This window comes from Pseudomonas sp. CGJS7, from assembly GCF_036961695.1.
Window position 1 is genome coordinate 73682 of record NZ_JBAMDI010000033.1, and the last position, 14994, is coordinate 88675.

15 protein-coding genes and 1 riboswitch are annotated in these 14994 nt (G+C 67.1%); of the genes, 4 read left to right on the plus strand and 11 right to left on the minus strand.

All coding sequences use genetic code 11. The annotated features are described in order from the left end of the window. Positions 1–22 precede the first annotated feature (22 nt). Both V7787_RS20555 and V7787_RS20560 read right to left on the minus strand, forming a co-directional pair. Positions 23–568 (minus strand): hypothetical protein, encoded by a 546-nt coding sequence (locus tag V7787_RS20555; protein ID WP_336089404.1) that lies wholly within the window; start codon positions 566–568, stop codon positions 23–25. Positions 569–579: 11 nt separating this feature from the next. Continuing rightward, positions 580–1248: a response regulator transcription factor gene (locus V7787_RS20560; protein ID WP_336089405.1), complete on the minus strand. Its 669-nt coding sequence runs from the start codon at positions 1246–1248 to the stop codon at positions 580–582. 147 nt (positions 1249–1395) lie between these two features. On the opposite strand from V7787_RS20560, the gene V7787_RS20565 reads away from it, so the two are divergent. Beyond that, positions 1396–1761, plus strand: coding sequence for an endonuclease domain-containing protein (locus tag V7787_RS20565; RefSeq protein WP_336089406.1), 366 nt, complete (start codon positions 1396–1398; stop codon positions 1759–1761). A 131-nt stretch (positions 1762–1892) separates the two neighbouring features. On the opposite strand, the gene acs is transcribed toward V7787_RS20565, so the two are convergent. Beyond that, positions 1893–3845 carry an acetate--CoA ligase gene (gene acs, locus V7787_RS20570; protein ID WP_336089407.1) on the minus strand — a complete coding sequence of 651 codons (1953 nt, stop codon included), beginning with the start codon at positions 3843–3845 and terminating at the stop codon, positions 1893–1895. 304 nt (positions 3846–4149) lie between these two features. Between acs and V7787_RS20575 the strand changes: the two genes are divergently transcribed. The 3 genes from V7787_RS20575 to V7787_RS20585 all read left to right on the plus strand — a co-directional run bounded on the left by V7787_RS20575 (position 4150) and on the right by V7787_RS20585 (position 8473). Then, complete coding sequence (locus tag V7787_RS20575) at positions 4150–5559, plus strand: DcaP family trimeric outer membrane transporter (protein ID WP_336089408.1); 1410 nt, start codon at positions 4150–4152, stop codon at positions 5557–5559. Positions 5560–5909: 350 nt separating this feature from the next. Continuing rightward, a complete protein-coding gene (locus V7787_RS20580; protein ID WP_336089409.1) occupies positions 5910–7574 on the plus strand; it encodes an MFS transporter in 1665 nt (554 codons plus the stop codon). 320 nt (positions 7575–7894) lie between these two features. After that, positions 7895–8473: a uracil-DNA glycosylase family protein gene (locus tag V7787_RS20585; RefSeq protein ID WP_336089410.1), complete on the plus strand. Its 579-nt coding sequence runs from the start codon at positions 7895–7897 to the stop codon at positions 8471–8473. 3 nt (positions 8474–8476) lie between these two features. On the opposite strand, the gene V7787_RS20590 is transcribed toward V7787_RS20585, so the two are convergent. From V7787_RS20590 to V7787_RS20625, 8 genes are all read right to left on the minus strand, one after another. Next, positions 8477–9082 carry a trimeric intracellular cation channel family protein gene (locus tag V7787_RS20590; protein ID WP_336089411.1) on the minus strand — a complete coding sequence of 202 codons (606 nt, stop codon included), beginning with the start codon at positions 9080–9082 and terminating at the stop codon, positions 8477–8479. Positions 9083–9233: 151 nt separating this feature from the next. Then, positions 9234–9341: riboswitch (glycine riboswitch) on the minus strand. A 303-nt stretch (positions 9342–9644) separates the two neighbouring features. After that, positions 9645–10388, minus strand: coding sequence for an ABC transporter ATP-binding protein (locus V7787_RS20595; protein ID WP_336089412.1), 744 nt, complete (start codon positions 10386–10388; stop codon positions 9645–9647). Beyond that, positions 10385–11371 (minus strand): hypothetical protein, encoded by a 987-nt coding sequence (locus V7787_RS20600; RefSeq protein WP_336089413.1) that lies wholly within the window; start codon positions 11369–11371, stop codon positions 10385–10387. The genes V7787_RS20595 and V7787_RS20600 overlap by 4 nt, the downstream gene beginning before the upstream one ends. Before the next feature lie 107 nt (positions 11372–11478). Next, on the minus strand, positions 11479–12297 hold the full coding sequence (locus V7787_RS20605) for a kanamycin nucleotidyltransferase C-terminal domain-containing protein (protein ID WP_336089414.1): 819 nt from the start codon (positions 12295–12297) through the stop codon (positions 11479–11481). Positions 12298–12421: 124 nt separating this feature from the next. Continuing rightward, positions 12422–12703 (minus strand): hypothetical protein, encoded by a 282-nt coding sequence (locus V7787_RS20610; RefSeq protein ID WP_336089415.1) that lies wholly within the window; start codon positions 12701–12703, stop codon positions 12422–12424. A gap of 205 nt (positions 12704–12908) precedes the next feature. Then, positions 12909–13082 carry a hypothetical protein gene (locus V7787_RS20615; protein ID WP_336089416.1) on the minus strand — a complete coding sequence of 58 codons (174 nt, stop codon included), beginning with the start codon at positions 13080–13082 and terminating at the stop codon, positions 12909–12911. A gap of 78 nt (positions 13083–13160) precedes the next feature. Next, entirely contained in the window at positions 13161–13331 is a 171-nt protein-coding gene (locus V7787_RS20620) for a hypothetical protein (protein WP_336089417.1), read from the minus strand. Positions 13332–13547: 216 nt separating this feature from the next. Then, positions 13548–14753 carry a DesA family fatty acid desaturase gene (locus V7787_RS20625; RefSeq protein WP_336089419.1) on the minus strand — a complete coding sequence of 402 codons (1206 nt, stop codon included), beginning with the start codon at positions 14751–14753 and terminating at the stop codon, positions 13548–13550. Positions 14754–14994 lie beyond the last annotated feature (241 nt).

The following is a 14994-nucleotide window of genomic DNA, read 5'->3' on the forward strand; positions in this document are numbered from 1 at the left end:
CCGCTGCGCGGCCGCGGCGGCCTCAAGCCTCCTGCCAACTCAACTCCACTTCGCTGCCGGAAAGCAGGATATAGAATTCGAACGAGAATCCGACCGGATCGAGCGCGCCGGACAACTCGATCTTGCCCGGATCGATCTGTCGTTCGCGCGGCTTTCCGCGTCGATAAGCGGCTTCGATACGGCGCGCATCGGCGGCGCTCCAATACCGCTCGGCGATACCGATGATGCGTTCGACCGCCGCCTCGCGCGACGGCGCGGGCCGCCCCTTGGCGTAGATCAGCCGGACCGTGGTGCCCAGATCGACGCAGCCGCCGTGCGTTACCTGCACGGTCTCGCCGTTGCGCAAGCGCCAAGTCGCGGTTTTGTCGGCGGCATCGAGCCTCGCGCCGCCGTTGCGCGACGCCGCCTGTTGCAGGCGCTTGGCCAAATAGGCCTGATCGAAATCGCATTCGAGCGCCGGCTCTGCCGCCGCGCACGCCAGCGGCGACAACAGCATCAACGCGACCGCGCCGACGCTCATCGCACGCCCGATCTTGCCGAGTCCGCGGCTGCCGGCTGTGGCGATCATGGCCGCTACGATCAATCCGCCTCTTCCGGCGGCGGCACGATCGCCCCCGGATCCAAGGCCAAACGCCCGGCGATCAGCACCGCCTGGGTGCGGTTGTTGGCGCCGAGCTTGCGCAGGATCGCGGTCACGTGCGCTTTCACCGTCGCCTCGGACACGCCCAGTTCGTAACCGATCTGCTTGTTGAGCAGGCCCGCGCCCAGCATCTGCAGCACCCGGAACTGTTGCGGGGTCAGATCGCGCAGGCGCTGGGCGGCGTCGTGTTCTTCCGCGTTGGCGGCCGGCGCGGCCAGCGCCGCGGCCGGGGCCCAGCGGTCGCCGTCGAGTACGCGCGCCAAAGCTTCGCCCAGGGTGGCGGCGTCGGCGGATTTGGGGATGAAGCCGACCGCGCCGTGATCGAGCGCGCGGCGCATGGTCGCCGGTTCTTCGCGCGCGGACACCACCACGATGGGCAGTTGCGGATGCAGCGCGCGCAGGTGGACCAGGGCGCTGAAGCCTTGCGCGCCGGGCATGTTGAGATCGAGCAGCAACAGATCGGCGTCGGATTCGGCCTCGACCAGGGCGTACAGCGCGTCGACGCTGTCGGCCTCGCGCAAGGCCGCGTCGGGCAGCACCCTCGCCACCGCGCCGCGCAGGGCTTCGCGGAACAGCGGGTGGTCGTCGGCGATCAACAAAGTAGGCATGGGGGCGAGCCTGGTGGCGAAACGGTACTGCGAGGTTGCGGCGGCGCACGGCGGGGCATGGGCCGAGGATGCTTTCAGCGGAAATCTTACGGCCAACCGGGGTGTCGGCGGCTATTGGACGATGGGTGAAGGTGGCGCAATAGGGCCATGCAGCCCTATGAACGGCGTCTCAGAAATCCTTCGCGCGGGCTGCGGTCCGGGATGAGCGCGGCGGAGCGGCGGCTTTGGTATGGGCTGCGGCGCAAGCAGGTGTTGGGGGTGCAGTTTTATCGGCAGAAGCCGTTGTTGGGGTACATCGTGGATGTTTATGCGCCGGCTGCGGGGTTGGTGGTGGAGGTCGATGGGTCGCAGCATCTGACGCCGTTGGGGCTTGAGGCGGATGGGCGGCGGAGTGCGGCGTTGGGTTCGCTGGGGTTGATGGTGGTGCGGTTCGACAATTTGCAGGTGTTGCGGGAGACGGAGGCGGTGATGGAGGAGATTTATCGGGTGGTTGCGCGGCGGCTTCGGGGCTAAGAGCAAATCCCCCCTAGCCCCCCTTTTTCAAAGGGGGGGAACCCGAGGCGATGACGGATCCGTAACCACTGGCTTGCTGTTCCCCCCTTTGAAAAAGGGGGGCTAGGGGGGATTTGCTCTTACCCGCCCGACTATTTTCCAAGCCGCTCGTTGACCAAACTCTCCACCACCGACGGATCCGCCAAGGTGCTGGTATCGCCCAACTGATCCGGCGCATTCTCCGCGATCTTGCGCAAAATCCGTCGCATGATCTTGCCCGAGCGCGTCTTCGGCAGCCCCGGCGCCCACTGCAGATGATCCGGCGTGGCGATCGGCCCGATCTCCTTGCGCACCCACGCCACCAGTTCCTTGCGCAACTCATCGCTCTGCGCTTCGCCCGCGATCAAGGTCACGTAAGCGTAAATGCCCTGCCCCTTCAGATCGTGCGGGAACCCCACCACCGCCGCTTCGGCGACCTTGGGATGCGACACCAGCGCGCTCTCCACCTCAGCCGTGCCGATACGGTGGCCGCTGACGTTGATGACATCGTCGACGCGGCCGGTGATCCAGTAATAACCATCGGCATCGCGACGGCAACCGTCACCGGTGAAGTAATTGCCCGGATAAGTCTTGAAGTAAGTCTCGATGAAACGCGGATGGTCGCCGTAGACCGTGCGCATCTGCCCCGGCCAGGAATCGGTGAGCACCAGATTGCCCTCGGCCTCGCCTTCCAGCACGCCGCCATTGGCGTCGACCAAAGCCGGGCGCACGCCGAAGAACGGCTTGGTCGCCGAACCGGGCTTGAGGTCGATCGCGCCGGCCAGCGGCGTGATCAGGATGCCGCCGGTTTCGGTCTGCCACCAGGTGTCGACGATCGGGCAACGCGAATCGCCCACCACCTCAAAGTACCAACGCCAGGCTTCGGGATTGATCGGCTCGCCGACCGTACCGAGCAAGCGCAGCGACGCGCGCGAGGTCTTCTTGACCGGTTCGTCGCCGTCGCGCATCAGCGCGCGGATCGCGGTCGGCGCGGTGTAGAAGATCGTGACCTTGTGCTTGTCGATCACGTTCCAGAAGCGCGACACGTCCGGGTAGTTGGGCACGCCCTCGAACACCAGCGCGGTGGCGCCGTTGGCCAGCGGGCCGTAGACGATGTAGCTGTGGCCGGTCACCCAGCCCACGTCGGCGGTGCACCAGTAGACGTCGTCCTCGCGCAGGTCGAACACCGCTTCATGGGTGAACGCGGCGTAGGTCAGATAACCGCCGGTGGTGTGCAGCACGCCCTTGGGCTTGCCGGTGCTGCCGGAGGTGTAGAGGATGAACAACGGGTCTTCCGCGTTCATGCGCTCGGGCTCGCAGGTGTCCGGCTGGCCTTCGACCACCGCCTCGTACCAGCGGTCGCGCGGCATCTGCATGTCGACCGCGGCGCCGGTGTGACGGACCACCAGCACGGTCTCGACCGAGTTGGTGCCGGGTAGTTTCAGCGCCGCGTCGACGTTGGCCTTGAGCGGGATCTTCTTGCCGCCGCGCAGGCCTTCGTCGGAGGTGATCACCAGCTTGCTGGCGCAGTCGGCGATGCGGTCGGCGATGGAGTTGGGCGCGAATCCGCCGAACACCACCGAATGGATCGCGCCGACCCGCGCGCAGGCCAGCATCGCCACCACCGCCTCGGGAATCATCGGCAGGTAGATGGTGATGCGGTCGCCCTTCTTGACCCCGAGGTTGCGCAGGGCATTGGCCAGGCGGCAGACCCGCGCGTGCAGCTCGCGGTAGCTGATCGGCTCGGCCGGCAGGCTGGGATCGTCATGTTCGAACAGCAGCGCGGTCTTGTCGCCGCGCGCGGCCAGATGCCGGTCCAGGCAGTTGACGCTGGCGTTGAGCTCGCCGTCCTCGTACCACTTGATCCGGAAATCGTTGAGGTCGTAGTTGACGTTCTTGATCTTGGTCGGCGGCTTGAACCACTCCAGCCGCTGCGCGATGCGGCCCCAGAACGCGTCCGGGTCGGCGACCGATTCGGCGTACTGGCGCTCATAGTCTTCGCGTGCATACCGGGACTTGGCGGCGAAGGCCTCGTCGATGGGATAGACGCTGGCGGGGTGGCTCATGGACGGCTCCGGAAGGCTGGCGTAGTCGAAACAGGCAAGGGTGTTTTTATAGCGCAGGCGACGCCCGGCAGGTCTTGCCCGGTCGGTCCCGTGGCGCGCTCGAGGCCGGCGATGGACGCGGCGACGGCAGGATCGACAGTGTGCCGCATCGCAACAAACCTCGCTGAGGCCCCGGTTTAGACCTTGGTCGTAAGCCGCGCAGACAGGTTGCCGTTTTCGACCAATGGCGAATGGTGGCCGGCCGACGCCGGCGCGAGGCTGCCTGCGGCCGCACCGTTCGGGCGGCGTTCCTTGGGAGGGAATCATGACTTGCACTAGCGTGCTCACACGCAGCGCCGCGGCGCGCGCGACGATCCGGCGGCGACCGCTGGCCTGCGCCTTGCTGGTCGCGCTGATGCTGCCCGGCGTGGCCTTGGCCCAGACCGCGAAAGAAAAAGAACTCGAAGCGCGGGTGGTCGAACTCGAGCGCATGGTCCAGCAGTTGGTCTCGCAACAGCAGCAGGTCCAGACCCAGGTCACCGAGGTCAAGGCCGCGCAGGCCAGCGCGCCGGCGGTCGCGGCGGCGCCGGTCAAGAATCCGATCCAGGCCACCACCATCAGCACTGCCGGCAACCCGGGCACGCGTTTCAGCTACGGCGGCTTCATCAAGCTCGATTCCTCGGTCACCTCGACCAACGACGGCGATATCGCCGACGGTTCGGTCGGCCGTTTGTTCTACGTGCCCAAGGCCATTCCGGTCGGCGGCGGCAACGGCAAGGAAGGCAGCGCCGACACCGACATGGGCGCGAACTTCTCGCGCTTCTGGTTCGCCGCCGACACCGACCTGGAAAGCGGCGACAAGCTCAAGGGCTACCTGGAATTCGATCTGTTCGGCGGCGGCTCGACCGCCTTCACCGGCAACGAAATCGCCACCAACACTTATGCGCTGACCCTGCGCCACGCTTACGTGACCTGGAACAAGTGGCTGGCCGGTCAGACCTGGTCGAACTTCCAGGACGCCAACGCGCTGCCCGATACGGTCGACTTCCTCGGCCCGACCGAAGGCACGGTGTTCGTGCGTCAGGCGCAGTTGCGCTACACCAGCGGCCCGTGGTCGTTCTCGATCGAAAACCCGGAAACCGTCTACACCCCGTTCCGCGGCAACATGGCGCAAGTGGCCGGCGACGACGGCGCGGTGCCGGACGTGACCGCGCGCTACACCGCCAAGGGCGATTGGGGCCACTTCAGCGTCGGCGCCTTGGCGCGTCAGCTCAAGTACCAGGCCGGACGGGTCAACGATTCCAGTTCCGGTTATGGCCTCAGCGTGTCGGGCAAATGGAACCTCGGCGCCAGCGACGATCTGCGCTACATGGTCACCGCCGGCAGCGGCATCGGCCGCTATGTGGGCCTTGCGCTCAACAACGACGCGGTGCTCGACGGCGCCGGCGATCTGGAGAACATCGACCTGATCTCCGGCTTCGTCGGCTGGCGACACGTGTTCAGCCCGAAGCTGCGCGGCAACCTGTTCTACTCGCGCGCGCAGTACGACAACAACACCGCGCTCACCGGCCTTGGCATCACCAAGTCGGCGCAGTCCGCGCACGTCAACCTGATCTACACCCCGATTCCGAAGCTCGATATCGGCGCGGAGTACATCTGGGGGCAGCGCGAGATCGAAAGCGGCGACAAGGGCGAGTTGAATCGGTTGCAGACGCATGTGAAGTACAGCTTCTGATGGTTCGACGGGTGGGAGCGGCCACGTCGCCGCCCCCCGCTCGTCGTTCCCCGTCCCGTCATTCCCGCGAACGCGGGAATCCAGCGACTTCAAACGTTCTCGCACGAAAGGCACTGGACTCCCGCGTTCGCGGGAATGACGGGCTGGGGATTCGCCTCCAGCTCGAAGCTGGCATCGCAATCGAAGCACTAGAAACGCTAGATGCACTAGAAGAAATCAAAGCAACCCAAGCACTAAAACAAGCATGGCAACCCAACCCGCACTCGCTTTCGCATCCACAGCACCGGTTGACCAGAAGTAAATCTCGGCGGGCCACGACCCGCTCCTTCCCACTGTTCGGGGGAACAGATATGTCCAGCACCGCGACACAGGCGTCGCCCTCCAGCACGCCGCTTACCAAAGGTCACAAGAAAGTCATTTTCGCCTCGAGCCTGGGCACCGTGTTCGAGTGGTACGACTTCTATCTGTACGGCTCGCTCGCGGTCATCATCGGCAAGCAGTTCTTCGGCGGCTTGAACGAGACCAGCCAGTTCATCTTCGCCCTGCTCGCGTTCGCCGCCGGTTTCGCGGTGCGGCCGTTCGGCGCGCTGGTGTTCGGGCGGCTGGGCGACATGATCGGACGCAAGTACACCTTCCTGGTCACCATCGTGCTGATGGGCCTGTCGACCTTCCTGGTCGGCATCCTGCCCAGTTACGCGACCATGGGCATCGCCGCACCGGTGATCCTGATCGTGCTGCGCCTGGCGCAGGGCCTCGCGCTCGGCGGCGAATACGGCGGCGCGGCCACCTACGTCGCCGAGCACGCGCCCAACGGCAAGCGCGGCCTGTACACCAGCTTCATCCAGACCACCGCGACGATCGGCCTGTTCCTGTCGCTGATGGTGATCTGGGCCTGCCGCAACTGGCTGGGCAAGGACGACTTCGAAGCCTGGGGCTGGCGCATCCCGTTCTGGTTCTCGGTGTTGCTGCTCGGCGTGTCGGTGTGGATCCGCATGCAGTTGGCCGAGTCGCCGCTGTTCCAGCAGATGAAGGCCGAAGGCAAGACCTCCAAGGCGCCGATCACCGAGAGCTTCTTCTCGCGCAACGGCAAGATCGCCCTGCTCGCGCTGCTCGGCGCGACCGCCGGTCAAGCGGTGGTGTGGTACGGCGGCCAGTTCTACTCGCTGTTCTTCCTGACCAAGACCTTGGGCATGGACCCGAATCAAGCCGACATCTTCATCGCGATCGCGTTGGCGCTGGCGACCGGCGGCTTCATCCTGTTCGGTTGGCTGTCGGACAAGATCGGGCGCAAGAAGATCGTGCTGGCCGGTTGTTTGATCGCGGTGTTCACCTACTTCCCGGTGTTCAAGGCGCTCACCCATAACGTCAACCCGGCGCTGGAAGCCGCGGTCGCGGCGTCGCCGGTCACCGTCACCGCCGATCCGCAGCGTTGCGCGTTCCAGTTCGACCCGGTCGGCAAGGCCGCGTTCAAGCAATCCTGCGACGTGATCAAGTCGGCGCTGGCCAAGAAGGGCGTTCCCTACAACAACGCGCCCGGCGCGGCCGGCAGCGTCGCCACGGTCAGCATCGGCGCGGCGTCGTTGACCAGCTTCGAGGGCGAAGCGCTCGACAGCGCGGCGTTCAAGGCCAAGTCGGAGGAATTCGGCAAGCAATTGAGCGAAGCGTTGAAGACCGCCGGTTATCCGGCCAAGGCCGATCCGGCGCAGATCAACACGCCGATGGTGATCGTGCTGCTGACCTTCCTGGTGCTGTTGGTGACCATGGTGTACGGGCCGATCGCGGCGTGGCTGGTCGAGTTGTTCCCGACCCGGATCCGCTACACCTCGATGTCGTTGCCGTATCACATCGGCAATGGTTGGTTCGGTGGGTTCCTGCCGTTCACGGCCTTCGCCATCGTCGCCGCTACCGGCGATATCTACAGCGGGTTGTGGTATCCGATCGTCGTCGCGGCGATGACTGTGGTGATCGGGGCGTTGTTCTTGCCGGAGACCAAGGATCGGGATATCACCGCGTAAGCGGGTGGGCTTGATTCGATGAAACTGCGCCGGCCTTGAGCCGGCGTAGTTTTTTGGGGCAGGTGGTTGGGATCGCGAATCGATAGGGCGATTAGCCTTAACGCCTCTCACCTATCGTCATCCTCGCGAAGGCGGGGATCCAGAGACTTCAGAGATATGTCGCGATAGAGCCCTGGATCCCCGCATTCGCGGGGATGAAGAGCAAGAGCGAATCCCCCCTAGCCCCCCTTTTTCAAAGGGGGGAATCCTTCGGTGGGGTTTAGTTGGGGGCGGGTGTTGTTTTGGGTACCGAATTTCTGGTCGCGCAGTACGATAGACGCATGGCCGATTTGCCCGCCCTGCTGCGCGAGATCCGCGCCTGCACCGTCTGCGCGGCGCAGTTGCCGCATGCGCCGCGGCCGGTGCTGCAGGCCGATGCGCGGGCGCGGATTCTGATCGCGGGGCAGGCGCCGGGACGCAAGGTGCACGAGTCCGGCATTCCGTTCGACGACGCCAGCGGCGAGCGTTTGCGCGATTGGCTGGGGCTGGATCGGACGAGGTTCTACGATGCCGCGCGCGTGGCGATCGTGCCGATGGGGTTCTGCTACCCTGGCAAGGGCAAGTCCGGCGATCTGCCGCCGCGCCCGGAATGCGCGCCGACCTGGCAGGCCAAGTTGTTGCCGCATCTGCGCAACCTGCGGCTGACCCTCGCGGTCGGCCAGTACGCGCAAGCGCGCCACTTGCCCGCCGCGGCGTCGCTGACCGCGGCGGTCGCCTCATGGCGCGAACACTGGCCGAGTCTGCTCGCGCTGCCGCACCCCAGTCCGCGCAACAACCTGTGGCTGAAGCGCAATCCGTGGTTCGAACGGGAACTGGTGCCGACACTGCGCGAACGCGTCGCCCAGGTATTGGCCGAGTAACGCTTACTGGTACACGAACTTGGGCATCTCCCACTCGTAGCGGATCGCCAGCAGCCGGAAGGCGAAACCGGCGCCCAGGCAAGCCAGCATCGCCGCGTTCTCGGCCACGCCCAGACGCAGCAGCAACAGATACGCCACGCCGGTCAGCAACGAGATCACCGCGTACAACTCGCGCTGGAACACCAACGGAATCTCGTTGCACAGCACATCGCGCAGCACCCCGCCGAACGCGCCGGTGAGCATGCCGGCGATCACCACGATCGCCGGCTGGTGCCCGCCCTCGCGCGCGACCGTGCAGCCGATCAGGGTGAAGGCGATCAAACCCAGCGCGTCCAGCCACAGGAACGCGCGGCGCAGATAGTGCAGCTTCTTGGCCAGGAAGGTCGCCGCGATCGCCGCGCCGATGGTGTAGGCCAGGTACTCGGGATGGCGCACCCAGCCCAGCGGGTAGTGACCGAGCACGATGTCGCGCAGCGATCCGCCGCCCAGCGCGGTGACGCTGGCGATGATGACCACGCCGAACAGGTCCATGCGCCGACGCCCGGCGGACAGCGCGCCGGTCATGGCTTCGGCGCTGATGGCGATGAGGTAGATGATTTGCAGCAACACGGCGGAACTCCGTCGGACCAACACGGGGGAACCGCGGCGACGGCGACGAAAACGAACGGGCGTGAGCGATGGCAGCCACCGCATCGCGCGCGCGAACGCGCGGCATCCGCCGCGCATCGCACAGTCGTCTCCGAGGCCTGAGCCGCGGCGCCGCTCCCGCTGTCCTTTTACCTGAGAGTTTGGGCGGCCCGACGCTCGCGCCGGCGGCCGCTTGCCCCTTCGGTGGGCCGCATGGCGGCCTCTCTCCAGATCGGCGATGTCGTTGCAGTGTTCCGGCCTGACGGCCGAGCCTGAGCGATTATGGGAGCCTGCGCCTTCGGCGGCCTGCGGGCCGGCGCCACTCTTCTGCGAACGGGCGCATGGTAGCAGTTAGCGAAGATGCGGACTTCACGAAAACCCGCCCTTGGCAGCCCGAATACCGAGCGGCGACCTGAAGCCCCCTGTAGGAGCGGCGCGAGCCGCGACCGCGACACCGCACAAACGACGCAAGCCCGATGTCGCGGTCGCGGCTTGTGACCGAAGGAAATCCCTGTGGGACGCCGCTCCTACATTCGGACATCCATCAACGCGGCGGCTCGGAATCGGCCAAGGCCTCGACCATCGATTGCTCCAGCGAACGGCGCGGATCGGCGCGGATCGCATCGAGCTCATCGGCCGACCATTGGCGACGCAAACGCCCGTCCATCAACAGCACCGCGCGGGTGATGAACCGCTCGGCCACGTCCAGCGAATGCGTCGCCAGCAGCACCGTGGTGCCGCGCTCGCGCGCGAGCTGTTGCAGGTGCCGCTTGAGCGCATAAGCGCTGAGCGGGTCGAGCCCGTTGAGCGGCTCATCCAGCACCAGCAGCGGCGGTTCGCCGAGCAGGCCGAGCGCGATCGCCAGTTTCTGCCGCGTGCCCAGCGAGTATTGGCCGATCCGCCGATCCAGCATCGGCGTCAACGCCAAGGTGTCGGCCAGCGCCAACGTCGCTGCCGGTATCTCGCTCAACTCGCGCGCGCCGGCGAACAGACGCAGGCATTCGCGCCCGCTGAGCAGCGGCGGCAAGCGCGCCGGATCGACCGCGAAGCCGAGCAAGCGCTTGGCCGGCAGCGGCGTGCGCGCGATGTCGTGGCCGCCGATCAGCACCTGCCCGCCGCTCGGCCGCTGAATGCCGGCCAGGCAATGCAGCAAGGTGGTCTTGCCCGAACCGTTGGGGCCGATCAAGGCGGCGAATTCGCCCGCCGGCAGGCTCAGATCGATGCCGTGCAACACCGCATGCTCATCGTAGCGGTGCTGCAGCCGGCGCAGTTCCAACATCGCGGTCATCGCGGCGCGCCCCGATGGAAGGAACGCAGCGCCGGCAAGCACAGCACCGCCAGTATCGCCAGCAACACCGGCGCGGCGCGCCAGCCCAGCGACAACAGCGCGGCGCCGGCCGCGGCGAACGCCGCCGCGCAAGCGAACGCGAACGCGGGATAGCGCCAGGCCGCGCGCGCCAAGGCATGCGGCGCGCGCGCGGTGCTGGTCAACAACCTTTCCGCATCCGCGCTCGCCTCGGCGCAGGCCTGCACCACCAGACTGAACCAGGCCAGGGCGATGGCGATCAGCAACACGCCCGCGCCGCTGGCCGCGCCGGTGGAGCCGGGCATGGCCAACAGCACCGCGCCGATCATCCACGCATGGCCGCCGCGACGCCAACGCAGCAACGCTTCACGGCGTTGCCAATCGCTGACGTGCGGCAGCCGCGCGTCGTCGAGCCAAGTCAGACCGAACAACGGCTGGCGCGCGCCTTCGCGCATGCGCCGGGCCGGATGCCGGCGATGGCGCAGCGCGGAAATCAAACCGAGCGCGGTGCCGAGCGCCACGCCCGCGATCAGAATCGCGCCGGCGCCGCGTTGGGCCTGGCTATCGCCGCCGAGTACGGCCAGCGCCAAGGCCACCACCAGCATCGCCGCCAATCCGGCGATCAGCGTCAGCATTACCAAGGTACGAGTGGCGCGCGCCGGTTCGATCGGCGCGGCCGCCCACCAGCCGTGGCGGAGGGTGTCGTCCAGCGCGATCAAGCGCCCGCGCGCCAAGCCATAGGCGAACACCAGCGCCAGCAGTCCGAACGGCAACGGCAGTTGCGCGATCAAGCGCGGCAGCGCCGCCGGCAACGCGGCGGCTTCCGCGCTCCACAGCCGCAAGCACACCACCGCGGCGACGCCCAAGGCCACCAGCGCCGCGCGCATCCGCCAGCGACGCCAACCGCCGCCGCGCGCGAGCGCGAGGCGTGCTTCGTGGATCCAGGGATGCAGCAACATCGGCATGCGCATGCGCCGGGCAGTGAACTGACCCTATCGTCATTCCCGCGAACGCGGGAATCCAGTGCCTTTGGTCGCGCATCCGCGCGGCCGCCAGCGCGGCCGACGACGATTCAGCGCTGGCCCGCCACGCAACGCCGCAACAGCGCCGCATCCAAAGCCACTTCGCCGGCCCAGGCCTGCAAGCCGGCCCAAACCCGCTCGATCGCCGCCGTCACCGCCGCCTCATCGCTCAGATCGCCCTGGGCGACCAACTGGAACAAGGCCAGGGTGCCGTCCGGCGCGGGCAGATCGGCGGCTTCGTCGAACATGCTGCCGGCCGATACGAATACGTGCCGTTCGGCCAGGCCGATCAGGCAGGCCAGATCGTAGGCGAAGCCGCCGGCCAGCAACGCCAGCGGCTTGCGCGCATAGCGATTGCGCAGCTTGCCGAGGGTCTCGTACAACTCGCCGACCACCACCTCGGCCATCGCCTGATCGACCTGCGCATCGTCGGGATGCGCGGCCAGCGAGCGCAGCGTTTCCACCAGCGTGCCGTGGTCCGGCGCGATCCACAGCGCGCGCGCGTGCACGAACTGGCCGTGGCTCACGGCCCAGTGCTCATCGACCTCGCGCGCGTAGGCCTCCACCGCGGTGCGCGACATCAGATTGACCTCGGCCTTGCCGCGGCCGTGCACCCACTCAAGCGACTCGTCGAAGTCCTCGCCGAACGCGCCGTCGTCGAGCACCGCCCACAGTTCGATGTCCGAGTACGGGCCGTCGCTGTCGCGCGCGGTCGAGCCGTACAGCGCCACCGCGAGCAAGCGCTCGCCGTGGCGGCGGCGCAGTTGTTCGACCACTTCGTCGATGAGTTCGCGGCGGTGCTCGCCGGCGACCGATTGCGGGCCTGCGAACAGATCGTCCAGTTCGCCTTGGGGCAGTGCGTATTCCATAGCCGGTTAGTAAACACCGGCGATCGCGATGCGGCAATCGCGCGATCCGGGCATTGCGACGCGTGCCTGGGAATCGACGCGACGCGCTGCGCACCGGTTGCGCGCGCGCAGCGACGTCAAGCGCTTATTGCGGCGGCGAAGCCAGTTCGCGCGCGTCGAGCCAACCGTCGTGGTTGCGGTCTTGCTTGCGGAAACGTTCGGCCAAGGTCTGCCGATGCTGCTCGCGGGTCAACGCCGATCCCGCGCCGCGCCCGCGCGCCGGTTGTTCCTGCGCATCGAGCACGCCGTCGTGGTTGGCGTCCATCGCATCGAAGGCGTAGCTGAGCCAATCCTGGTACTCGGTCAGCGAAATCTTGCCGTCGCCGTCGACGTCCATGCGCGAGAGGTAGTCGCCGGTGGAAGTCACGACCTGCGCGCCGGCGACCGCCGGGCACAAGCACAGACAAAGGCGGAGCGCGAAGGCAATCGGTCGCTGGCGCATGGCGGATCGGCGGCGGGGGATGGCGCAGCCTGACGCGGCGGCGCGGCGCAAGCAAGGGGCGCGCGCGGACCCGGCGAAGCGGACCCGGTAAAAACGCCGCGCGGCCACCAGGGCCGCGCGGCGCCGGGGATCAGCTGTCGTCCATGCAGCAAGCCAAACGGGTGCCGCCGAACTGGCAACCGGACTTGGGCGCGCAGCCTTCGGCGTACTTGTTATCGGCCTGGGCCGCGCCGAAACCGATACCGGCGGCGAACACCGCCGCCAACAGCAAATACTTGATGCGACGACTGGATTGCGACTTCATCGATTCTCTCCTTGTGAACGACGATGGCCGGACCGACGCGCGGCCGGCCGTATTCCTTGCAGGTCGTCGAAGCCGAACTTATTCGGGCACGCAGCAGAACGCCCAGCCGCCGCCGAAATCGCAGCCCGGCCAGGGCTGACAGCCGAAGCTGTCGCCGTTGTCGGCATGGGCCATGCCGAAACCGGCCGCGGCGGCGAACACTGCGGCGAACACCATGGCGTTGTAGCGTTTCATCCTGAACATCTTCATCGCATTTCTCCTTGATGGATGCGCGCACCGGCGACCGTCCGCGTTGTGCGAACGCGCCGTCGGGTGGCGATTGCGCCGGGCCGTCCGGACCGGCGGCCTACTGTGCGCCGCGCTGGCGCGTCGATCCGTTACCCGCATCCGGTTTTGCGGCTGCCGGCACAATAAAAAACCCGCGCATCGCTGCGCGGGTTTTTCCATCGCCGCCGGGGCGTGGGCTCAGTAGCGCGCCGGCGCCAGCGCGTAGCCCTTCAACCGCGCCGAGAACGCCTGCAGCGCGTGGATGCCGCTGGCTTCGGCCTCCACGCACCAGGCGTGCAGACGTTGCAGGGTGGCTTGCGCGTCGTGCGAACGGTCGTCGAGCACCTGCGCCAGACGCTGGCGGAAATCGGCCAGGGTGGCCATACGCGGGCGTTCGTCGACCCAGTTCTGCAAACGGGTGCGGGCGCCGTCGTCGAGCCAGCGGCCGCCGTCGGCCAGGCCCTTGCGCAGGCGGCGCGGCAACGAGCGCATGCGGTCGCCGGCGTTGCCGGCTTCTTCGCGCAGCGCCGGCAAGGTGACGTTGCGGTAGTAGTCGGTCATCGCCTGGAAGCGGATCGCCAGCAGCGCCTTGAGCGTTTCGCTGTCGGGCATGGCGATGTTGGGGCGCACGTCCAGCGACGGCGCCACCCGCAGCACCTTGGCCAGGCGCAGCACGCTCAGGCCGCGGATCACCGTCCAGCCGATATCGAACTCCCACTTGCGCAGGGCGAACTTGGCCGAGCTGGGGAACGCGTGGTGGTTGTTGTGCAGTTCTTCGCCGCCGATCCAGAAGCCCCACGGGGTCAGATTGGTCGCGGTGTCGGTGGTTTCGAAATTGCGATAGCCCCACCAGTGGCCCAGGCCGTTGACCACGCCGGCGGCCCAGAACGGAATCCACACCATCTGCAGCGCCCAGATCGCCACGCCGGCGGCGCCGAACAGGGCGAAGCTCAGCACCAGCAGCAGCACCGGGCCCATGGTCGCGTGCGGGGTGTAGAGCTTGCGTTCGATCCAATCGTCCGGGCAGCCCTTGCCGTACTTCTCGATGTCCTCGCGCTCGGCGCGCGCTTCGCGGTACAGCTCCACGCCGCGCCACATCACCGTGTCGATGCCCTTGAACTGCGGGCTGTGCGGGTCTTCCTCGGTCTCGCACTTGGCGTGGTGCTTGCGATGGATCGCCGCCCACTCCTTGGTGATCATCGAGGTGGTGAGCCAGGTCCAGAAGCGGAACAAGTGGGCGAGCGCGGGATGGAAATCGACCGAGCGGTGCGCCATCGAGCGATGCAGGTACAAGGTCACCGACATGATGGTGAGCTGGGTCACCACCAGGAAGTACCCGGCCAGCTCCCAGAAACTGGCCTGGGCCAATCCGCCGGCGAGGAAATCGATCAGGGACGTGGGCATTGCGGACTCCGGGAGCGGCGGTGACGACGGCCCGCGCAGGGGCCTTGGCGGCAATTAAAGGACAGTTGTATAGCGAATGATGCCACTTTCGGGCGGCCGTTCGCGCCGGTACGGCAGCGGGCCCGGCGCGCGGGCTTGTGATGGGGTCGTAGATTCCAACGGGCAAGGCGCGGGGAACCGGGCGGTTCAGGGGTGAGGTGAATGGTTAAGGGCTACGGGCCGACGCCGGGCGTCGCGGGTT